Annotated in this window: 24 protein-coding genes; 12 read left to right on the forward strand and 12 right to left on the reverse strand. The window is 62.5% G+C overall.

What is annotated here, in order from left to right:
* Positions 1-131 precede the first annotated feature (131 nt).
* Complete coding sequence (locus X727_RS162405) at positions 132-1046, forward strand: alpha/beta hydrolase (protein WP_023744300.1); 915 nt, start codon at positions 132-134, stop codon at positions 1044-1046.
* 98 nt (positions 1047-1144) lie between these two features.
* Here X727_RS162405 and X727_RS162400 read toward each other — a convergent pair whose 3' ends face one another.
* Positions 1145-1999, reverse strand: a complete 855-nt coding sequence (locus tag X727_RS162400) for an alpha/beta hydrolase (RefSeq protein ID WP_023833518.1) — start codon at positions 1997-1999, stop codon at positions 1145-1147.
* A 138-nt stretch (positions 2000-2137) separates the two neighbouring features.
* Here X727_RS162400 and X727_RS162395 point away from each other — a divergent pair, with 138 nt between their 5' ends.
* Positions 2138-2569, forward strand: coding sequence for a MarR family transcriptional regulator (locus X727_RS162395; protein ID WP_023744298.1), 432 nt, complete (start codon positions 2138-2140; stop codon positions 2567-2569).
* Positions 2570-2591: 22 nt separating this feature from the next.
* Here the strand turns inward: X727_RS162395 and X727_RS162390 are convergent, their stop codons facing one another.
* The 4 genes from X727_RS162390 to X727_RS1000000166030 form a co-directional block, all read right to left on the reverse strand.
* Positions 2592-3353 carry a glutamine amidotransferase gene (locus tag X727_RS162390; protein WP_023744297.1) on the reverse strand — a complete coding sequence of 254 codons (762 nt, stop codon included), beginning with the start codon at positions 3351-3353 and terminating at the stop codon, positions 2592-2594.
* Positions 3354-3432: 79 nt separating this feature from the next.
* Positions 3433-4434 carry a rhamnose ABC transporter substrate-binding protein gene (locus X727_RS162385; RefSeq protein WP_031203833.1) on the reverse strand — a complete coding sequence of 334 codons (1002 nt, stop codon included), beginning with the start codon at positions 4432-4434 and terminating at the stop codon, positions 3433-3435.
* A 46-nt stretch (positions 4435-4480) separates the two neighbouring features.
* On the reverse strand, positions 4481-5470 hold the full coding sequence (locus X727_RS162380) for an ABC transporter permease (RefSeq protein WP_023670040.1): 990 nt from the start codon (positions 5468-5470) through the stop codon (positions 4481-4483).
* Entirely contained in the window at positions 5467-8028 is a 2562-nt protein-coding gene (locus X727_RS1000000166030) for an ATP-binding cassette domain-containing protein (protein WP_023833519.1), read from the reverse strand. The genes X727_RS162380 and X727_RS1000000166030 overlap by 4 nt, the downstream gene beginning before the upstream one ends.
* 186 nt (positions 8029-8214) lie before the next feature.
* Here X727_RS1000000166030 and X727_RS162375 point away from each other — a divergent pair, with 186 nt between their 5' ends.
* The 7 genes from X727_RS162375 to X727_RS162345 all read left to right on the forward strand — a co-directional run bounded on the left by X727_RS162375 (position 8215) and on the right by X727_RS162345 (position 14559).
* Positions 8215-9501 (forward strand): ROK family transcriptional regulator, encoded by a 1287-nt coding sequence (locus tag X727_RS162375; protein ID WP_023744294.1) that lies wholly within the window; start codon positions 8215-8217, stop codon positions 9499-9501.
* 265 nt (positions 9502-9766) lie between these two features.
* Positions 9767-10411, forward strand: a complete 645-nt coding sequence (locus X727_RS162370) for a 50S ribosomal protein L25/general stress protein Ctc (protein WP_023686131.1) — start codon at positions 9767-9769, stop codon at positions 10409-10411.
* A gap of 21 nt (positions 10412-10432) precedes the next feature.
* A complete protein-coding gene (gene pth, locus X727_RS162365; RefSeq protein WP_023744293.1) occupies positions 10433-11173 on the forward strand; it encodes an aminoacyl-tRNA hydrolase in 741 nt (246 codons plus the stop codon).
* A 95-nt stretch (positions 11174-11268) separates the two neighbouring features.
* The gene (gene ychF, locus X727_RS162360; protein WP_023833520.1) at positions 11269-12372 is read left to right on the forward strand and encodes a redox-regulated ATPase YchF; all 1104 of its coding nucleotides are present in this window, start codon (positions 11269-11271) and stop codon (positions 12370-12372) included.
* A 211-nt stretch (positions 12373-12583) separates the two neighbouring features.
* Entirely contained in the window at positions 12584-13558 is a 975-nt protein-coding gene (gene corA / locus X727_RS162355; protein ID WP_023695808.1) for a magnesium/cobalt transporter CorA, read from the forward strand.
* 78 nt (positions 13559-13636) lie between these two features.
* Entirely contained in the window at positions 13637-14098 is a 462-nt protein-coding gene (locus X727_RS162350) for a MaoC family dehydratase (RefSeq protein WP_023670033.1), read from the forward strand.
* On the forward strand, positions 14095-14559 hold the full coding sequence (locus X727_RS162345; protein WP_023833521.1) for a MaoC family dehydratase: 465 nt from the start codon (positions 14095-14097) through the stop codon (positions 14557-14559). Before X727_RS162350 ends, X727_RS162345 begins: the two co-directional genes overlap by 4 nt.
* A 90-nt stretch (positions 14560-14649) precedes the next feature.
* Here X727_RS162345 and X727_RS162340 read toward each other — a convergent pair whose 3' ends face one another.
* The 5 genes from X727_RS162340 to petA all read right to left on the reverse strand — a co-directional run bounded on the left by X727_RS162340 (position 14650) and on the right by petA (position 19352).
* Complete coding sequence (locus X727_RS162340) at positions 14650-15195, reverse strand: adenine phosphoribosyltransferase (protein WP_013529989.1); 546 nt, start codon at positions 15193-15195, stop codon at positions 14650-14652.
* 9 nt (positions 15196-15204) lie between these two features.
* Positions 15205-16350 carry an alpha-hydroxy acid oxidase gene (locus X727_RS162335; protein ID WP_023833522.1) on the reverse strand — a complete coding sequence of 382 codons (1146 nt, stop codon included), beginning with the start codon at positions 16348-16350 and terminating at the stop codon, positions 15205-15207.
* A gap of 185 nt (positions 16351-16535) precedes the next feature.
* A complete protein-coding gene (locus X727_RS162330; RefSeq protein ID WP_023833523.1) occupies positions 16536-17408 on the reverse strand; it encodes a cytochrome c1 in 873 nt (290 codons plus the stop codon).
* Positions 17409-17431: 23 nt separating this feature from the next.
* A complete protein-coding gene (locus tag X727_RS162325; RefSeq protein ID WP_023683697.1) occupies positions 17432-18775 on the reverse strand; it encodes a cytochrome b N-terminal domain-containing protein in 1344 nt (447 codons plus the stop codon).
* Positions 18776-18791: 16 nt separating this feature from the next.
* Entirely contained in the window at positions 18792-19352 is a 561-nt protein-coding gene (gene petA, locus X727_RS162320; RefSeq protein ID WP_023670027.1) for a ubiquinol-cytochrome c reductase iron-sulfur subunit, read from the reverse strand.
* Between the two features lie 259 nt (positions 19353-19611).
* On the opposite strand from petA, the gene X727_RS162315 reads away from it, so the two are divergent.
* The 3 genes from X727_RS162315 to X727_RS162305 are packed head-to-tail and all read left to right on the forward strand — an operon-like array spanning position 19612 to position 20659.
* The gene (locus X727_RS162315; protein ID WP_023701566.1) at positions 19612-19887 is read left to right on the forward strand and encodes a type II toxin-antitoxin system Phd/YefM family antitoxin; all 276 of its coding nucleotides are present in this window, start codon (positions 19612-19614) and stop codon (positions 19885-19887) included.
* Entirely contained in the window at positions 19887-20309 is a 423-nt protein-coding gene (locus tag X727_RS162310) for a type II toxin-antitoxin system VapC family toxin (RefSeq protein WP_023670025.1), read from the forward strand. The genes X727_RS162315 and X727_RS162310 overlap by 1 nt, the downstream gene beginning before the upstream one ends.
* Before the next feature lie 5 nt (positions 20310-20314).
* Entirely contained in the window at positions 20315-20659 is a 345-nt protein-coding gene (locus X727_RS162305) for a cupin domain-containing protein (protein ID WP_023683696.1), read from the forward strand.
* A 20-nt stretch (positions 20660-20679) separates the two neighbouring features.
* Here the strand turns inward: X727_RS162305 and X727_RS162300 are convergent, their stop codons facing one another.
* Together X727_RS162300 and X727_RS162295 are read right to left on the reverse strand one after the other, a co-directional pair.
* Positions 20680-20988, reverse strand: a complete 309-nt coding sequence (locus X727_RS162300; RefSeq protein ID WP_023683695.1) for a DUF6665 family protein — start codon at positions 20986-20988, stop codon at positions 20680-20682.
* A gap of 1 nt (position 20989) precedes the next feature.
* Complete coding sequence (locus X727_RS162295) at positions 20990-21466, reverse strand: GNAT family N-acetyltransferase (RefSeq protein ID WP_023833524.1); 477 nt, start codon at positions 21464-21466, stop codon at positions 20990-20992.

The raw sequence follows: 21466 nt of genomic DNA on the forward strand, positions 1-21466 counted from the left end.
TTTTGCGGATTTGACGCAGGGCGCGGCATTGCTGCGCCCTCTGTGATTCTTTCACCATGCGCTGGTTGAAAAGCCTGCTAGAGATAGTCATCAACGAAGGCTTGGGGCCTTCGACGTCTCTGGGGGATGACATGCGCAAGATCGTATTAGCCGTATTGGGTGTGCTTCTTGTTACCTTGCCGGCGACGGCACGCATCGTTCCCTTTCCGCCGGGTTTCAAGACGCAGTCCGTCGAAACCAACGGCACCAAACTCTATGTGCGCGTTGGCGGCAAGGGTCCCGCCGTCGTGCTGCTGCACGGCTTTGCCGATACCGGAGACATGTGGGGCGCCGCGGCCATCGCCCTCGCAAAGGACCACACCGTCATCGTGCCGGACCTGCGCGGCATGGGTCTGTCGGCCCACCCGGAAGCGGGCTACGCCAAGAAGAACCAGGCCGTCGACATCGCCGGCGTGTTGGATGCCCTGAAGATCGACAAGGCAGATCTCGTCACCCACGACATCGGCAACATGGTCGGCTATGCGCTCGCCGCTCAGTATCCCAAGCGCATCACCAAATGGGTTATCATCGACGCGCCGCTGCCCGGCATAGGCGACTGGGAAAAGATCAAGCAAAGCCCGCTGCTTTGGCACTTCAACTTCCGCGGCCCTGATATGGAGCGGCTGGTCGCGGGGCGCGAGCGCATCTATCTCGACCGCTTCTACAACGAGCTGTCGGCTGACCCCAAGAAGATCGACGAGGCGACGCGCAGGCACTACGCCAAGCTCTATGCCCGCCCGCATGCGATGCATGACGCTTTCGAGCAGTTCAAGGCGTTTGACCAGGACGCGATCGACAACCAGGCGATGCTTGCCGCCGGCGGCAAACTGACCATGCCGGTGCTGGCTGTCGGCGGTGAAAAATCCGCTGGCACTACGCAGGCCGATGTCCTGCGGGTTGTTGCGACCGATGTCACGGGCGGCATCGTGCCCGCTTCCGGACACTGGATCATGGAGGAAAACCCCGACGACACCGTCAAGCTGATCACTGGTTTTCTCGATAAATAGGCACCGTCTCGCTGACATTTCGATGAAAGCAAAGGCACCCGCCCGGCGGCGGGTGCCTTGCTTATCCGACTGGACGATGTCTATTCAACTGAACGGTTCTACGCCTTGAAGAAGGCCAGGAGGTCGGCATTGATGACATCGGCATGGGTCGTCGCCATGCCGTGCGGGAAGCCCTTGTAGACCTTGAGCTCGCCCTTTTTGAGCAGCTTGACAGCCAGCAGCGCGGAGTCGGCGATCGGAACGATCTGGTCGTCGTCGCCATGCATCACCAGCACCGGCACGTCGATGGCCTTCAGATCGTCGGTGAAGTCGGTTTCCGAGAACGCCTTGATGCAATCGTAATGCGCCTTGGTGCCGCCCATCATGCCCTGGCGCCACCAATTCTCGACGACAGCCTGCGACACCTGGGCGCCGGGGCGGTTGAAGCCGTAGAACGGGCCGGCCGCGACATCGTGGAAAAACTGGGCGCGGTTGGCTGCCTGGGCGGAGCGCAAACCGTCGAAAACCTCGATCGGCAGGCCGCCGGGATTGGCCGCCGTCTTCAGCATGATCGGCGGCACCGCGCCGAGCAATGCGGCCTTGGCGACACGGCCGCCGGAGCCGTACTTCGCGACATAGCGGGCCACTTCGCCGCCACCGGTAGAATGACCGACATGGATAGCGTCCTTGAGGTCGAGATGCGCCGCAAGTTCCGCGACATCGGCGGCATAAGTATCCATCTCGTTGCCGGTATCGGTCTGGGTCGAGCGGCCATGGCCGCGCCGGTCATGGGCAATGACGCGGTACCCCTTGGACAGGAAGAACAGCATCTGGGCGTCCCAGTCGTCGCTGCTCAGCGGCCAGCCGTGATGGAAGACGATGGGTTGTCCCGTTCCCCAATCCTTGTAGAAAATTTCGGTGCCGTCCTTGGTGGTGATCGTGCTGCTGCCGGCCTTGGTCATCTCGCTCTCCATTGATTGCTTCCGCGATAATCAATATCGCGATAACTATATGACTAGCGCAGGTCCAAATCCTTGTCTACAGAAAATATATATCGCGATATCATTTTTCGTGGTACATATTGATGTGCTCAGTCGGCAAAGGAATGCCTCGTGCCTCTCCCGTTGGACAACCAGATCTGTTTTTCGCTTTACGCCACCAGCATGGCAATCAACCGCACCTACAAGCCCATGCTGGACGAGATGGGCATCACCTATCCGCAATATCTCGTGCTGAACGCACTTGCCGAAGCCGGCGGGATGTCGGTCGGCTCGATTGCGCACAGACTCGCTTTGGAATCGAGCACCATCACGCCGCTGGTGAAGCGCATGGAACAGGCCGGTCTCGTCACCCGCCAGCGCAGCCAGACGGACGAGCGCCAAGTGCAGGTCGACCTGACGCCTGCCGGCCGCGCGCTGCTCGTCCAGTGCAACTGCCTCAACGAAACCCTGATCGAACGCTCGGGCATGACGATGGCTGATCTCGATGCCTTGAATCGGCGGATCCAGGCGCTGCGCGAAGCGTTGAGCAGCAAGCCGGACTAGCTGCCCTACAAACACGCCAGGCTTAATCCTTGCCGGCCAGCCAGCGCACGACGTTGCCCATCAGCTTGCCGTAGAGCGGCCATCCCAAAAAGTCCTGCGACAGCCAGTGTGGGCCGATGTCGGTCGCCCACGCGACGGTGCGGCCGTGGCCAACGCTGCGAGCAGCAAGCAGCGGCCAGTCCGTGCCACGATAATGGCAGGTCGCCAGCAGCTGGGACGAGCCATCGCGCCTGAAATCGAGTTTGTTCATGCCGAGGATCGGCGGCAACGGGCCCGCGACACCGGCAAGGATTGGATGCGACGCCTGAAGGATCGACGGCTGCAGGCCTTGCGGCACTTCCAGCCCGTCCGAGAATGGCAGGCAGCGCACGGGCAGGATGTCCTCGACCGGGGTGTCGTGGAAACGCGCCGTGCCGAACATGCCCTGGAACCCCATATAGCCGCCGGCCAGCATCAGCCCGCCACCGCCTTCGACATAGGCCTTGAGGACGTCGAGGCGGTTGGCGCCGATGCGCCCGGCGCGGGCCTCCGGCGTGACCAGCAAGGTCAGCGCGCCGACATCGGAGATCACCACCGCCTGGTATTCGGCCAGCGCGTCGAGGTCATACGGAAATTCGGCCGCGCAGCGATCGCCACCGATCTGCGTCACCGCTATGCCCTCTGCGGCAAGTGCGGCATTGAAGGCCGTCGCGCCGTTTACCCACGTCGCACTCGTCAGCACATCGCCGCCGGCGGCAACCGAGGTCGTCGCCGCGAAGGTCTCGCCTGCCAGCAAGAGTTTCATCGTCGCCCTCACGCTTTTCGACTGACAATTGAACGAGCGGGCGCCGGCTTGAACCGGCGCCCGCCGGGCCTTGGGAGGCTTAGAACTTAAACTCGGCCAGGTTTTCCGGCGTCACGATCTTGGCCGGGCCAAGGATCAGTTCGCCGCTGGCCCCGATCGTGTATTCGCCGAGCCTGCCCGCCGTGAACTTCTCACCTTCCTTGCCGGTGATCTTGCACTGCGCCAGCGCCTGGGCCGCCTGATAGGTCAGGTAGCCGAGATCGGTGACATTCCACCAGATATCCTGGGCAGAGCCATCCTTGATGTATTTCGAAATCAGAGTGGCCGGCGCAAGGCCGGTCAGCTTGACCTTGCCGATCATGCCGGCTTCCTCGAGTGCGCGCGCGGCCGCCGGAAGGCCAATGCCTGCCGGCACGATGATCACCTTGAGATCCGGAAACGCCTGCACCAGCGCCAAGGCCTGCTGCTGGTTGACCTGCTCGCTCTCCTCGCCATAGGCGACCTGCACCAGTTTCATCTTGGCGTATTTCGGCTCTGCCGCCATCTTCGCCTTCATGAAGTCGATCCAGGCGTTCTGGTTGGTCGCCGTCGGCGTCGACGACAGGATGGCGAACTCGCCTTCGCCGCCGCTGAGGTTGAATGCGCTTTCCAGCATCATTTCGGCCAGACTGTCGCCCTTCACCTGGTTCACGAACACCGCGCGCGCATCGGCCGCGACGTCGGAATCGTACGAGATCACCCGGACGCCTTGCTGAACGGCGCGCTTCAGCGCAGGCGCAACCGCATTGGCGTCGTTGCCGGCGATAGCGATGACCCCGACCTTCTGCGACACAAGGCTGTTGATGAATTCGATCTGTGCCTCGGCCGTCGCTTGCGACGGGGCAACCTGGGTGGCGGTGCCGCCAATTTCCTTCGCAGCCTCCTCGGCGCCGCCGAAAGCCACCTTGAAGTAGGGATCGGTGTCGAGCTTGGGCAGGAAGCCGACGGTCACCGGTTCCTTGGCGCATTCCTGGCTGTAGGCCAGCGAGGCCGGCGCAAGCAGAACCGCGGATGCGAGCAGGGCTATTCTAAACGCTTTCATTGTGTCTCCTCCGTCAGAATTCGGGCTTGAAGAAAGGGGCCCGAGATCACCCCTTGGTTTCGCGCAGGACGCGCGATCTTGACAGCCGCTCCTCCAGGGAGCGCCAGTAATTGCCGACCAGCAGCGAGCCGATCAGAAGCAGGCCGATGATCATGCCTTGAGCGTCGCCGCCGATCTGGTTGAGCGCCAGCACATTTCGGATGATGGCGATCAACAGCAGCGCCAGCATGACCCCCGTGAGCCGCCCCTTACCACCGAAGACGCTGACGCCGCCGAGCAGCACGATGGTGATGACGTCGAGCTCCATGCCGAGCGCATTGTTGGCGCGGGCGTTGGAGAGGCGCGCGGTATAGACGATGCCGGCGATGGCTGCGACCATGCCCGAAACGACGAACAGCTTCAGCACCATTTTGCGCGTATCGATGCCGGAATAACGCGCCACTTCGGGGCTGCCGCCGAGCGCATAGATGCGCTTGCCGGTCGGCGTCTTCTGCAGCACCACCGCGAAGATCGGCGCCAGCAGCAGGAACGGCACGATGGTCCACGGGATTTGTGTGCCCGGCAGATTGCTGATGCCGAAATCGACGACCGCCGGCGGCAATATGTTGACCGAACCGGTGCCGAGCAGGATGTAGCCAATGCCCCGATAGAGCGCCATGGTGCCGAGCGTCACCACCAGCGACTGCAGCCCCAGCCCTGAAACCAGATAGCCATTGAAGGCGCCGAGCAGGCCGCCGAAGACCAGCGTCAGCGGAATGGCCGCCAGCGTCGGCACGCCGCCCTGGACGAGCAGGCCAAACACCACGGATGTCAGCGCCAGCACCGAGGCGATCGACAGGTCGATCTCGCGGGTGATGATGAGCAGCGTCATCGGCAGGATCAGCAACGCCTTTTCCGAGGCGCTTGCGGCCAATTGCGAGAGGTTGAAGCCGGAGACGAAATTCGGCACGAAGACCGCCGCATAGATAAAGACGGCGAGGCAGGCGGTCGCCAGCAGCAGATCCCAGAAGTCGATCGAGCGGATAAACTTTCTCATCTCGCCCTCGCCTGTCTCGCCTGTTCGGCGCGCCGCACGATGAAGGTGTCGATGCCGATGGCAACCAGGATCACCAGGCCATAGACGCCCTGCAGCCAGAGCGGATCGACGCGCACCAGCGTCAGCCCGTTCTTGATGACCAAGAGCGTGAGCGCGCCAAGGATGATGCCGAGCAGCGTGCCCGAGCCGCCGCGGATGGCGACGCCGCCGACCACCGCAGAGGCGATCACCGTGAGTTCGAAGCCGAGCGCGACGCGGGCATCGATGGTGGCGTAGCGCGAAGCCCACAGGGCGCCGCACAGGCCGCCTAGCAGGCCGGCCATGCCGAAGGCCAGCAGGATGCGCCGGTCGACCGGAATGCCGATCAGCCTTGCGCCGTCCGGGTTGGAGCCGGTGGCAAACAGCTCGCGTCCGGTTGCGGTGCGATAGAGCAGCACATAGCCGGCGCACAGGATGAGAATGGCGATGATGACGATCAGCGGCACGCCTGCGATCTTCAGCCCGGTCATGTCGAGCCAGGCTTGCGTGACTTCGTCGGCGCTGACCTGGTCGCCCGCCGCCCAGATCGAGTTGAAACCGCGGAAGATCGACATCGAAGCCAGCGTAACGACGATGGCCGGGATCTTTCCCCTGGTAACGACAAGGCCGTTGAGCAGTCCGGCAAAGCCGCCGACCGCGCAGGCGGTGATCAGGCCGATGCCGATGTCCAATCCGGGATAGGCCTGAACCATGCTGGCCGCCATATAGGCGGAGAGGCCGATCACAGCTGCGATCGACAGGTCGATGTTGCGGGTGATCAGCACCAGCATCTGCGCCAGTGCGGCGACAATCAGCAAGGCCGCGTCCATCGACACAGCGGTGAGGTTCGCCGCGCTCACCATGCGCGGGTTGATGATGGTGACCGGAATGGCGACGGCGAGCATCGCCGCAAGCAGGCCGAATTCCCGCCGCTTCAGAAAATCGAACGGTCCTTTTGCCTTTTCCTCCTCGGCGGCGCGTTCTATCTGCGCTGCCTGGCCGGCGCGTTCATCGGTCCTGGTCGCCGCTTCCAGTACCTTTTCCTGCGTGGCTTGTCCGCGCGAAAACTCAGCAGTCTGGCGGCCTTCGCGCAGCACGATAATGCGGTCGCACATGCCGATCAGCTCGGGCATCTCTGACGAGATCAGCACGATCGCCATGCCTTGCGCGGCAAGGTCAGCGATCATTGCATGCACTTCCGCCTTGGTGCCGACATCGATGCCTTGCGTCGGCTCGTCGAGGATGAGCACGCGCGGCTCGGTGCGCAGCCATTTGGCCAGCACCACCTTCTGCTGGTTGCCGCCGGATAACTCTTTCACCGGCTGCCCGTAGCCGGAAAAGCGCAGCTTCATGCGCTTCAGCCAGTCCGCCACCAGACCGATGGCGCGGTCGGTGCCGTAGAGACCGCGTTGTGCGGCCTTGTCGAGAACAGGTAGCACCGCATTGTCGAGGATGGAGAAATCCATCACCAGGCTCTGGCCCATGCGATCTTCCGACACATAGGCGATGCGCGCATCCATGGCGTCGCGCGCCGAGGCGAACTGCACGGGCTTGCGGTCGATCAGGATTTCGCCGGCCTCGGGCCGGTCGATACCGAACAGCACGCGCGCAATCTCGGTGCGTCCGCTGCCGACCAGACCGCCAAGGCCGAGCACCTCACCTGCGTGAAGCTTGAGGTCGATGCCGGTAAAGCCGCCGGCGCGCGAAAGTCCCTTCCCCTCCAGCACCAGCGCGCCTGAGGCATGGCGCCGTTCGGGATAGAGGTCGGTGACTTCGCGGCCGACCATCATGCTGATGGCGGCAGCGCGGCCAAGCTCGGCTTTCGGCTTGACGCCGATCAGGCGCCCGTCACGCAGCACCGCGATGCGGTCGGCGATGCGGAAGATTTCATCCATGCGGTGGCCGACGAACATCATCGCCACGCCGTGCAGCCTGAGATCGGCAACGACGGAAAACAGCCGCTCGACCTCGCGTTGCGACAATGCGGCCGTGGGTTCGTCCATGATCAGCACGCGGGCATCCAGCGACAGCGCGCGGGCGATCTCGACCAGTTGTTGTTCAGAGGTACGCAGTGTTCCCAGCCGCGTTGCCGCCGGCACATCGAGCCCGACGGTGGCCAGCACCTTGCGGGCGCCGGCCAGCATGGCGGCATTGTCGATGCCGCCAAAGCGGTCGCGCGGCATGTGGCCGAGATAGATGTTCTCCGCCACCGACAGATCGGGAAACAGGCCAGGATGCTGGTGCATGACCGCAATGCCGGCCGCCTGCGCGTCATGCGGCGAATGGAAGACGGCTGATTTGCCGTCAACCTCGACATGACCGCTGGTGGGAGAATGCACACCGGCCAGAAGCTTCACGCAGGTGCTCTTGCCGGCGCCGTTTTCGCCAAGCAGCGCCAGCACCTCGCCGGAGCGCAATTCGAAGGAGGCGTCCTTGAGCGCAATCGTGCCGCCGAAAGCCTTCGTCGCCTGAACCAGGGCAACAGGAACAGCCCGCACCACCGCAGCGTCGGCTTCGCTTTGTGTGCCCGAGTGCAGCACGTCTCCTCCCTGACTAGTTATTTTTTCAATTTGCTATATTAAATAGCGCAAAGGCGCAACGGCAAAATTGACTTCCATGGTTCCGACGCGCACTGTCGCCTCTCGCACAGGCATCGCAGGATGCTTCGGCCGAAGGTGGTTTCGGCCTCTTGCGGTAAGACGGCGACATTTGAGGAGACGTGGGTTTTGTCAGGGAAAGGCAGCAATTCTGTCAAAGTTCGCCACTACAACGAGCGTTTCGTGCTCGACGCCATCCGTCGCCTCAAGGAAGCCTCCAAGTCCGATCTGGCGCGCGCAGCAAGCCTGACGCCGGCGGCGGTCGCTGCGATCGTCGACGGCCTGGAATCCTCCGGTTTCGTAAAGCAAGTGGGAAAAAGGTTCGGGCAGCGCGGATCGCCCTCCACGCTGTACCGGCTGACACCGGAACGCATCTACAGCGTCGGCATCAAGATCGGCCGGCGTGCGCTGGAAGCCGTTCTGGTCGACTTCGCCGGTGAAATCCGAGCAAGAGAGTCGCACGAATACCGCTTCCCCGATCCTGATCTGGTGCTGAAGGCCGGCAACATGGCGCTGGCCACCTTCGAAAAGCTGGTGGATGGGCTTGGCGATGCCAGCATCGTCGGCGTCGGCATTGCCTCACCCTATTTCCTCGGCGGCTGGAGCGAGGAACTCGGCTTTCCCGACGATCTCGGCAGCCGCTGGGAGGCGATCGACCTGACGACTTGCTTTGCCACGCCGGCGAAGACGCCGGTGTTCGTGGAAAACGACGCCACGTCGGCGGCGCTGGCCGAACTTGTCCAGGGCGCCGGCGCCCGCTTCCGCGATTTCATGCACATCTCGATCGACACTTTTGTCGGCGGCGGCCTGGTGCAAGGCGGCAGGGTCCACACCGGGCCGCATGGCAACAGCGCTGCCCTCGGACCCTTGCCCGTCTCGCCCTCAAGCCTCGATTCGGTGGCGGCGAAGCCTGCGCGCTACCAGAGCCTGCTGCATCGCGCCTCGATCTATGTGCTGGTCAATCACCTGAGGTCGCGCGGCGTGGTGATCAATCGTGTGCGGGAACTCGATCCGTTGCCAGCCGAAGCGCGCGTGCCGCTGTTCGAATGGATCGACGATTGTGCGAGCGCGCTGGTCGAGGCGATCATCGCCATCACCTCCATCATCGACATCGAGGCCATCGTTCTCGACTCGATCCTGCCCAGGCCGATCCATCTCGAACTGCTGGCAAGGGTGCAGGCCCAGTTCAACCAGGCCAGCGCAATCGGCATCGTCGCGCCGGAGATCGTGTCGGGGCAATTCGGCCCTGAGGCCTCCTCGATCGGCGCTGCCATGCTTCCGTTCTCGGCGCTGCTGGCGCCCGACAGCGGCGTGCTCATGATCGGCAAGGACCGGACGAAACTGCTGAGCGCTCTGTCCACGCTCGGTGGCGCCAAGGGAAACGGATCAAATCCGCCCACCGACCTGCCGGCCTGAGCGCAATGCGGCGCGCCCAACGCAGGCATCGGCCGCCCTTGCCCGCCATGGCTTGCACGCCTGCCCGCCTTCCGCTATAGAGCCGCCACCCGCGTAGACACCCTTGGAGGCAACGCGGCGGAAGGCTGCCTTCCCTTGTGATCCCGAACAAAGCTCCGCGTATGCGGTTTCTGGCATTCGGACATCCAGGCCTGGCGGCTTTCGACGTTTACGGTCCAGGCACACTGCCACCGCAAACGCTCCATAAAACGCGAAAGGAAATGCCATGAGCCACGATACTTACGAGCTCAAGGCCGAAGCGCGCGAACAGGTCGGTAAGGGGTCCGCCCGTGCAGTTCGCCGCAACGGTAAAGTGCCTGCAGTTATCTACGGCGACAGACAGCCTCCCCTGGCGATTGCGCTGAACTATAAGGACGTCTTCTACAAAATCCATGGCGGCGGGTTTTTGACCACGATCGCCACGATCGATGTCGACGGCAAGAAAATCCAGGTTCTGCCCAAGGATTTCCAGCTCGACCCCGTCAAGGATTTCCCGGTCCATGTCGACTTCCTGCGCATCGGCAAGGACACCGAGGTCAACGTCGACGTGCCTGTCCACTTCATCAATGAAGACAAGTCGCCCGGCATCAAGCGCGGCGGCGTGCTCAACATCGTGCGTCACGAAGTCGAGTTCCACTGCCCGGCCAATGCGATCCCGGAATTCATCACCGTCGATCTCACCGGCGCCGACATTGGCGATTCGATCCACATCTCGGCGGTTACCTTGCCGGCCGGCGTCAAGCCGGTGATCTCCGATCGCGACTTCACCATCGCGACCATTGCCGGCTCCTCGGCGATGAAGCCGGAGACGGAAGAGACGGCGGAAGCGGCAGCCCCCGAAGCGGCGGCTCCTGCTGCCGAAGAGAAGTAATTTTCGGGCCTGGAGTTCACGATGCTTGTCTTTGCAGGCCTCGGCAATCCGGGCGCGAAATACGCTGATAACCGGCACAATGTCGGCTTCATGGCGGCGGACGCAATTGCCCGCCGCCATTCGTTTTCGCCCTGGTCGAAGAAGTTCCAGGGCCTGATCGCCGAAGGCACGATTGCCGGCGAAAAGATTCTCCTGATCAAGCCGCAGACCTTCATGAACCTGTCGGGACAGCCGGTCGGCGAAGCCCTGCGCTTCTACAAGCTCGGCCCCGAGGCGCTGACCGTCTTCTACGACGAGATTGACCTGCCGGCCGGCAAATTGCGGGTCAAGGTCGGCGGTGGCGCCGGCGGCCACAACGGCATCCGCTCGCTCGACCAGCATGTCGGCAAGAACTTTCGCCGCGTGCGCATCGGCGTCGGCCATCCCGGCGTCCGGGAAATGGTGCATGGCCATGTGCTCGGCGACTTCGCCAAGGCCGACCGCGAATGGCTGGACGTGCTGCTCAACACCATCGCCGACGATGCCGGGCTGCTGGCCAAGGGCGACGACAGTTCTTTCATGAACCGGGTGACGCTGGCCTTGCGCGACAAACTAACGCCAACCGGCGACGACGACCGTCCGCCGCCAAAGGCGCCGAAGGCTGAGGGCCCGAAAGCTCAAAGCCACATCCGCCAGGCACGGCCACAGCAGGCGCCGGCCAAGCTGCCGGAAAGCGGCCCGATGGCCGCCATGCTGAAGAAACTGTTCGGCAAGAAGGACTGAGCGTCGATAGGATCGGGACCGCGGGGCTTGACGTTGCTCACCCCTATCGCCCATAGCCCTCATCAAATTTCTAGTTTCCCGATAGGACCGGACACATGGGTTTCAAATGCGGCATCGTTGGCTTGCCCAACGTCGGCAAGTCGACGCTTTTCAACGCATTGACCAGGACGGCGGCGGCGCAGGCCGCCAACTATCCGTTCTGCACCATCGAACCGAACACCGGCGAGGTGGCGGTGCCTGATCCGCGGCTGCAGAAGATCGCCGCAATCGCCAAGTCTAAGGAGATCATCCCGACCCGCATCTCCTTCGTCGACATCGCCGGCCTGGTGCGCGGCGCCTCCAAGGGCGAAGGGCTGGGCAACCAGTTCCTCGCCAACATCCGTGAGGTCGACGCCATCGTGCATGTGCTGCGCTGTTTCGAGGATGACGACATCACCCATGTCGAGGGCAAGATCGACCCTGTCGCCGACGCCGATACGGTCGAGACCGAGCTGATGCTCGCCGACCTCGACAGCCTCGAGCGCCGCATCGTGCAGATCCGCAAGCGCGCCGGCAGCAAGGACAAGGAAGCAACCACCGTGCTGCCGATGATGGAGGCCGCACTCGAGCTCCTCCAGGCCGGCAAGCCGACCCGCATCCTGCTCAACGGCATTTCAGCGGAAGACCTGCGCATCCTGCAGGGACTGAACCTCTTGACCTCGCACCCCGTGCTCTATGTGTGCAACGTCGCCGAAGCCGACGCCGCCACCGGCAACGAGCACACCAGGGCCGTGGAAAGGATGGCGACCGCGCAGGGCGCCGGCACCGTGGTGATCTCGGCCGCGATCGAAGCCGAAGTCGCCCAGCTCTCCGACGAGGAAGAGATGGAGTTCCTGTCCTCGCTCGGCCTCGACGAACCTGGCCTCAACAAGGTCATCCGCGCCGGCTACGATCTGTTGCATCTCATCACCTATTTCACCGCCGGGCCGAAGGAGACGCGCGCCTGGACGATCCACAAGGGCGACAAGGCCCCGCAGGCGGCCGGCGTCATCCACACCGATTTCGAGCGCGGCTTCATCCGCGCGCAGACCATCGCCTACAACGACTACATCACGCTAGGCGGCGAAGTGGCGGCCAAGGAAGCCGGCAAGGCGCGCGACGAAGGCAAGGAATATGTCGTCCAGGACGGCGACGTCCTGCTGTTCAAGTTCAACACCTGAGACGCCGAGGCATCTCGCGGCTCGCGCGCTGACGGCGGCCGATCACAGCTGCGTCAAGTGGAGGAGCCAGCCTGCCGCTTCGCTTGACTGCCTTTGGCACCGGGTCTAAGGCCCTCTGCATCCGACTGGCCGTGGCCGTGGGAACTGCCGCGCGTGCAAGACCCATCGCTATCGAACGGAACCTCTTGGGCTCAACCAATGGAGAGCGGCGATGATCAAGGCCTTCGTCGTCGACAATGACCGCCTGCGCCCCGCCGACGATCTCGTGGCCAATGGCGATCACGTCGTCTGGGCCGACCTTCTCAACCCGACCAAGGAAGAAGAAACAGCGATCGAGACCTGGCTCGGCGTCGCCATCCCGACGCGCGAGGAGATGGAGGAGATCGAGATTTCGAGCCGCCTCTACATCGAGGACGGCGCCTACTTCATGACCGCCACCTTGCCGGCGCAGACCGAAATCGATGATCCCTTGATGTCACCGGTTACCTTTGTGCTTGCCGGCCCGAGACTGGTCACCATCCGCTATCATGAGCCGAAGGCGTTCAAGACCTTTCCCCTGCGCGCCGAGAAGGTGGCGACAGGCTGCACCACCGGCAACACCATCCTGATCGGCCTGCTGGAGGCGATCGTCGATCGCCTAGCCGATATTCTCGAACGCGCTGGCCGTGACATCGAGACGATCTCGCGCGATATCTTCGAAGCGCGGTCGACCAAGGTGAACAAGCGCAATCGCGACTTCCAGGAACTGCTCAAGGCCATCGGCCGCAAGGAGGACATTGCCTCCTCGATCCGCGACAGCCTTATCTCGCTGCAGCGCCTCACCGGCTTCCTTGCCCATGTCGCGACCCAGATCAAGATGAGCAAGGACGTCCGCGCCCGCATCAAGACAGTATCGCGCGACGTGCTGTCGCTCGCCGACCACGCCACCTTCCTGTCGCAGAAGATCTCGTTCCTGCTCGACGCGACGCTCGGCATGATCTCGATCGAGCAGAACGCCATAATCAAGATTTTCTCGGTCGCCGCCGTCATCTTCCTGCCGCCGACGCTGGTAGCTTCGATCTACGGCATGAATTTCGACGTCATCCCGGAGCTGAAATGGGAGCTCGGCTATCCCTTCGCCATCGGCCTGATGATCCTGTCGGCGATCCTGCCGTTCTGGTATTTCCGCCGCCGCGGCTGGTTGTAGGCCCAATAGAATTCGCTTGACCAAACGCCGCCCGGACGGCATCCGGATGCCCGGTGATCGTACAACCGGATTGGGATCATGACCGCAAAAAGCTGGGCCTACGAGGATTTCACCGAGGGCGCATCGATCGACCTCGGCGCCAAGCAGGTGAGTGCGGCCGAAATCATCGAATTCGCCACCGAATTCGACCCGCAGCCGATGCATCTCGACGAAGCCGCCGGCAAGGCCAGCATCCTTGGCGGCTTGGCCGCCTCCGGCTGGCACACCTGCGCGATCTTCATGCGCATGCTGTGCGACGCCTTCCTGCTCGACTCGACCGCGCAAGGCGCGCCCGGCATAGACCAGGTCAAATGGAAGAAGCCGGTGCTGGCCGGCGACACGCTGGCCGGCAGCACCAGCGTGCTTGCCAGGCGCCTGTCGAAATCCAGGCCTCAGCTCGGCCTCGTCACCTTGCGCAGCGAACTGTTCAACCAGCGCGGTGAAAGCGTCTTCGAACTCGAAAACACCGTCATGTTCTTGACCCGCGAGGCCGGCGCATGAGTCTCGACGCGTTCTTCCGCATCGGCGATACCATCAACCTCGGTTCGCACACATTCGAAGCCGAGGCGATCAAGGCGTTCGCCTGCAAGTACGATCCACAGGTCTTTCATGTCGACGAGGAGGCGGCGAAGAAAAGCGTGTTCGGCCGCCTCTGCGCCTCAGGCTGGCACACCGCGGCCACCTGGATGAAGCTCAATCTCAAAAATCCTATGGACGCTTCTCAATGGACCGGACCCGGCCCGGTACCAGAATTCGGCCCCTCCCCCGGCTTCAGGAACCTGAAATGGCCAAAGCCGGTCTATGCCGGAGAAACCGTCACCTTCATGCGCACGGCCCTGTCCCACCGCCCGCTCGCCACCCGCCCCGGCTGGCGGCTGCTCGCGCTGCGCTCGGAAGGATTCGATTCTACGGGCGACAAGGTGCTGGAGTTCGACAGCGCGGTGCTGGTGAAGGCTGGGTAGTGAATAGTGAGTAGTGAGTAGTGAGTATCAGAGTGTGTGAGTAAGCCTAGCGCCTGTCATTGAACGCTGACATTCACTATTCACTATTCACTAATGCCCCTCAAACCCGATCAACGTCCGCACCGGCACGCCCAGCGCTTCGAGCTTCGCCCGTCCGCCGAGATCCGGCAGGTCGATGACGAAGCACGCGGCAAGAATATCGGCGCCGATCTGCCTTAGCAGCTTGACCGCCGCCTCCGCCGTTCCGCCGGTCGCGATCAGGTCGTCAACCAGGATCACCTTCTCGCCCGGCGCAACGCCGTCCTTGTGCATCTCCATCTCGTCCAGCCCGTATTCCAGGCTGTAGGCGACGCGTACCGTCTCGTAAGGCAGCTTGCCCTTCTTGCGGATCGGCACGAAACCGGCCGAAAGCTGGTGCGCGACCGCACCGCCGAGGATGAAGCCGCGTGCCTCGATGCCGGCGATCTTGTCGATCTTCTGGCCGGCATAGGGATGCACCAGCTCGTCGATGGCGCGGCGGAAGGCGCGCGCATTGCCGAGCAAAGTGGTGATGTCGCGAAACAGGATGCCGGGCTTGGGGTAGTCCGGAATGGTGCGGATCGCGGCGAGCAGCGTGTCTTCGAGCGAGGATTTCATGGGTCGAGATTACCTGAAACGGAGGTTGTTGCGCGACAATTGTTCGATCGAACTGCAGCCCATCAGCTTCATGCCGCGCTCGATCTCGACCCGCATCTGCTCCAGCGCCTGCTCTACGCCCGGCTGGCCGGCCGCCGCTAGTGGGAACAGATAATAGCGGCCGACGCCAACAGCCTTGGCGCCGAGCGACAGCGCCTTCAGCACATGGGTGCCGCGCTGCACGCCGCCATCCATGATGACGTCTATTCTGTCGCCGACGGCATCGACGATCTCGGCCAGTTGGTCGAACGCCGCCCGCGAGCCGTCCAGCTGCCGGCCGCCATGGTTGGACAGCACAATGCCGCTGCAGCCGATCTCGACGGCGCGCTTGGCATCCTCCACGGACATGACGCCCTTGAGACAGAACGGACCTCCCCACAGTCTGACCATCTCGGCAACATCGTCCCAGGTCATCGACGGATCGAGCATCTCGGTGAAGTAGCGGCTGATCGACATCGTGCCGCCGCCCATGTCGACATGCTCGTCGAGCTGCGGCAGCTTGAACCCCTCATGGGTGAAATAGTTGATCGCCCAGCCCGGCTTCAGCGCGAACTGCAGCATGCCGGCAAGGTTGAGCTTGAAGGGGATGGCAAAGCCGGTGCGCTTGTCGCGCTCGCGGTTGCCTCCGGTGATGCTGTCGACGGTCAGCATCATCACTTCGACTCCAACCGCTTTCGCCCGCTGCATCATCGCCCGGTTGAGGCCGCGATCCCGGTGGAAATAGAACTGGTAGACCTGCGGGCTGCTGCTGATCTTGCGCGCTTCCTCAAGACTGACAGTGCCGAGCGAGGACACGCCGAACATCGTGCCGAATTTGGCCGAAGCCTTGGCCACCGCGCGCTCGCCTTGATGATGGAACAGCCGCTGCAAGGCGGTCGGCGAGCAATAGACGGGCATGGCCAGCTTCTGGCCCATCACCGTCACCGACATGTCGATCTCGCTTACCCCGCGCAGCACGTTGGGAACGAGGTCGCAGCGCTCGAAACTCTCGGTGTTGCGGCGATAGGTGACCTCGTCGTCGGCCGCGCCATCGATGTAGTTGAAGATTGGGCCCGGCAACCGCTGCTGGGCCATGCGCCGGAAATCGGAAAAGTTGTGACAGTCGCGTAGCCGCATCATCGATCCAAATGCCCCTCTAGCCGGCGATCCGCCGGGCGCGCGTGCAATACCAATCGCATGGCGCCGTGCCAACGGACTTCTTACTGGACGGCTGCTGCGCCAAGATGCGAACCATGTCCGGTTTGGCAAGCAAAAAGGGCGTCCGAAGACGCCCTTTCCATTTCCGAGGAATAAGATGCGGCTTAGTGCGCCACGCCTTCCCATACCTTGCGCTTGGTCAGATACATCAGCGCGCCGAACAGAAGCAGAAACACCAGAACGCGGAAGCCGGTCTTCTTGCGGTCTTCCATATGCGGCTCGGCCGCCCACATCAGGAACGCCGAGACGTCGCGCGAATACTGGTCGATCGTCTGCGGCGAACCGTCATCGTAGGTCACCTGGCCGTCGGAGAGCGGCTTAGGCATCTTCAGCGACACGCCGGACATGAAGTATGGATTGTAGTGGGTGCCTTCGGGGATCACCATGCCGGCAGGTGGCGTCTCGTCGTAGCCTGTCAGCAGAGAATGGATGTAGTCCGGGCCGCCCTGCGCATATTGCGTGAAGATGTCGAAGACGAAACGCGGGAAGCCGCGCTCGACGCCGCGCGCCTTGGCCAGCAGCGACATATCCGGTGGGGCAGCGCCGCCGTTGGAAGCGGCAGCCGCCTCCTCATTGGCGAACGGCGCCGGGAAATGGTCGGACGGCTTGCCCGGGCGGTCGAACATGTCGCCGGCATCGTTGGGTCCATCATGGATGGTGTACTCAGCCGACAGCGACTTGATCTGCGCTTCCGAATAGCCGAGGTCCTCCAGCGTGCGGAACGCCACCAAATTCATCGAGTGGCAGGCCGAGCAGACTTCCTTGTAGACCTTCAAGCCACGCTGCAGCTGCGCCTTGTCGTAGGTGCCGAACGGACCGGCAAAAGTCCAGTCCATCTCCTTCGGCTCGTGGATCGGGAAATGCGTCGGTGCCGCCGCGTTGTGCGCCTCTTCAGCGGCGATCGCCATACTGCCGACGGCTCCGATGCCAGCGGCAAACACGCCTAGCAGGGCGAGCGAGGTGAGAATCTTTTTCATGCCAAATCCCCTTAGATTCTCACTCAGCCTTTGGTTTCCGGCGCCGCCGTCGCACCGGCCGGATGTCCCCCTCCGGCACCCTTGTTCTTCTCCAGCACCGCCTCGGTGATCGAATTCGGCAGTCTGCGTGGCGTCTCGATCAGGCCAAGCACCGGCAGGATGACGAGGAAGAAGGCGAAGTAGAACAGTGTCGCCGCTTGAGCGTAGCCAACGTAGTTGCCCGAGACCTCACCTATCAGGAGGGTCAACAGACCGCCGCCTTCCGCCGGCTGCGAGCCAAGCCAGCCAAGCAGGACAGCGTCGGCGACGAACAGCCAGAAGAACAGCTTGTACCAGGGCCGGTAGACCGCCGAGCGCACCTTGGAGGTGTCGAGCCACGGCACCAGGAACAGCATGACGATGGCGCCGAACATGCACAGCACGCCACCGAGCTTGGAGTTGATCGGCCCGATGTTGAAGGTGATCGCGCGCAGGATCGCGTAGAACGGCAGGAAGTACCATTCCGGCACGATGTGGGCCGGCGTCTTCAGCGGGTTGGCGATCGTGTAATTGTCCGGATGGCCGAGAAAGTTCGGCAGGTAGAAGACGAAATAGGCGAAGAAGAACAGGAACACGATCATGCCGAATGCATCCTTGATGGTCGCATAGGGCGTAAAGGCAACGGTGTCGGTCTTCGATTTCACCTCGATGCCGGTCGGGTTCGACTGGCCGACCACGTGGAGCGCCCAGACGTGCAGCACGACGACGCCGGCGATCATGAACGGCAGCAAATAGTGCAGCGCAAAGAAGCGGTTGAGCGTCGGGTTGTCGACGGCGAAACCGCCGAGCAGCAGTTCCTGGATCCAGTTGCCGACCAGCGGAATGGCGCTGAAGAAGCCGGTGATGACGGTGGCGCCCCAGAAGCTCATCTGACCCCAGGGCAGCACATAGCCCATGAAGCCGGTCGCCATCATCAGCAGATAGATGATGCAGCCGAGGATCCACAGCAGCTCGCGCGGCGCCTTGTAGGAGCCGTAATAAAGCCCGCGGAAGATGTGGATGTAGACGGCGACGAAGAAGAACGAGGCGCCGTTGGAATGCATGTAGCGCAACAGCCAGCCCGAATTGACGTCGCGCATGATTTTCTCGACCGAATTGAAGGCGAGATTGGTGTCGGCGGTATAGTGCATGGCGAGCACGATACCGGTCAGGATCTGCGCCACCAGCATGATCGTGAGGATGCCGCCGAAGGTCCACGCATAGTTGAGGTTGCGCGGCACCGGATAAGCGATGAAGCTGTCATAGATCATGCGCGGCAGCGGCATGCGGGCGTCGAACCAGCGTTCGATACCGGTCTTGGGCGTATAGGTCGAGTGTCCCTCGCTCATCGAAATATCCCCTGCCTCAACCGATAAGGATTTTGGTATCGGAAATGAACTTGAATACCGGCACGGCCATGTTTTCCGGCGCCGGGCCTTTGCGGATGCGGCCGGCGGTATCGTACACCGAACCGTGGCACGGGCAGAACCAGCCGCCGAAATCGCCTTCCTGGCCAAGCGGAATGCACCCCAGATGCGTGCAGACCTGCACCATCACCATCCAGGCTTCCTTGCCGGGCGTGGTGCGGTTGGCGTCGGTCGCCGGCGCATCGGCGGGCAGATTGGCGTTGCGGGCAATAGGATCCTTGAGGTCGGCAAGGTTCACGGCCTCGCCGTCCTTCATCTCCTGCTCGGTGCGATTGCGCACCACGACCGGCTTGCCGCGCCATTTGACGATCAGCGACATGCCAGGCGTCAGCGAGGCGACGTCGACCTCGACCGAGGCCAGCGCCAGCGTCGAGGCATCGGGGCGCATCTGGTCGATGAACGGCCAGGCAACGGCGCCTGCGCCAACGACTGCGGCCATGCCGGTGGCGACGTAGAGAAAATCACGACGGTTGGGATCCTGGGTGTCGGTTGCGCTCACGGGTGCCTGATCCTTTCGCCTCTTCCGAGCCGGCGGCCGAGCTTTGTCCCCGCTCCATCGCGCCGGCCCGACAGCGCATGGCGAACAAGCTAGCGAATTCCTCCGGCATTTGGATTTCGGTTTATGCGTGAAGCCCGTTTTTGTCCAGCGGGCTGAGGCCACAAGGGCAGATTGTCGCGGGCGTTCCGCACGAAGAGAAATTTGACGAGCTTGGCCGAATGTAGCAATATGTCTACATCTTCCGGATGGAGGTGTTGATATGAATATCTCGACGAAGACGATAACCATCATGTCGAGCCGTGAATTCAACCAGGACACGGCGCATGCCAAACGGGCAGCCAAGAACGGGCCGGTCATCATTACCGACCGCGGCAAGCCCTCCCATGTGCTGATGTCGATGGAGGAATATCAGCGTTTAGAGAAGAAGCCGAGAAGCCTCGCGGACGCGATTGCCGATGATCGCCCCGAAGCAGATTTCGATTGGGAACCACCTCGCCTGGAAGGACCGTTTTTCAAGATTCCCGAACTCGACTGATGTTCATTCTTGACACCAATGTCGTTTCGAATCTGCGTCGTCGGGACAAGGCCGATCGCAACGTTTTGGCCTGGTCAGAGACCCACGACATCGCCAGCTTTTTCATGTCGGTCATTTCGATCCTGGAACTCGAAATCGGAACATTGCTCTTGTCGAGGAAGGATACTCGCCAGGCCACCATGTACCGTGAATGGTTGGATCAGACACTCATTCCACAGTTTGACGACCGGATATTGAGCATAGACACGGCTGTTGTCGTGCGTTGCGCAAACCTCCACGTTCCCGATCCAAAGCCGGAGCGCGACGCCCTCATAGCCGCTACCGCGCTCGTCAAAAACTTGACTGTCGTGACCCGCAACACCAAGGATTTTGAAGGCACCGGCGTGAAGCTTTTCAACCCCTGGATACCGACGAAGGGTTAGAGGCTATGGCACATATTATCGACCGCGAGACCTGGACCAGGACGCCCGGCCGCTGGCAGGGCGAACTGCAATGCGGCGCCTACGACTCCAACTCCTGCCTGATTTTCAACTATCAGGAAGAGATTGGCGGCGGCCCGCGCCTGCACACGCATCCCTATTGTGAAATCTTCATCATCCGGCAAGGCACCGGCCTGTTCACGATCGGCGACCAGCAGATAGAGGCCACGGCCGGCCAAATCCTGATCGTGCCGCCCGATACGCCGCACAAATTCACCAATCTTGGCCCAGGCCCGCTCGAAACGACCGACATCCACGAAAACGGCAGCTTCATCACCGAATGGCTGGAATGATTGTTGCCGGCTGGTGACCTCTAGCTTGCACCGAGCCTGACCAGCACGGCCCTTGGGATATCGTATTCGCGGATGACCGACTCATGCCGGCGCAGGCCGCAGAGTTCGCGCTGGATGAAATAGGCGTGCACCGCTGCGGCAGCCTCCTTGAGCAGCCGCGGTCGCTGCTCCTCGTCGTCGTTGTTCTGACGGAGCTTGGCCAGCGTTTCCTCGACCCGTTGGCCGGCACGGCCGAGCGCTGCGGCCTTTTCAGCCAGTATCTCATGGCCGAGGGCGTCGAACGCGGCTTCGGCAGCCGAGGCGCCTAGGGATGGCGGACGCAGTGACATCTCAGCCTCCTTTTCTGTCTTGAGAGAGCATCATGCGGTGCGTGACGAATTCTTCGCCCACCACCGGCTGGAAGCCAAGCCGTTCATAGAACCCAAAGGCTTCTTGTGGCGCGCGGGTGTTCAGCACGGCAAAATGATGACGTGCCCTGTCAATGACGGTCTCGACCAGCATGCGGCCAATGCCGCTGCGGCGGTGACGCGCGCTGACGAACAGGTGCCTGACCCGGCCGTGGTCCCGGCCTTCGAAATAAGGATCGACGTTCAACCCGCACACACCAGCGAGTTCTCGGCCATGCCATGCGCCAAACAGCGCCTCGCCTCGTTTCAGGAACTTGTTGCGGCCGCCTGCCCAGCCATCCGCCAGACGCACCAGCATCCAGTAGCCCTCCAGCCGGCTCTCCTCCTTCAGCGCGTCGAAGGCCGGCGCGGTTGGCCGCAGCCGCTTGAGGACGTAGCCGACATCAGGCGACGCTGCCAT

It is taken from the genome of Mesorhizobium sp. L103C105A0 (assembly GCF_000502215.1).
Taxonomy (GTDB): domain Bacteria; phylum Pseudomonadota; class Alphaproteobacteria; order Rhizobiales; family Rhizobiaceae; genus Mesorhizobium.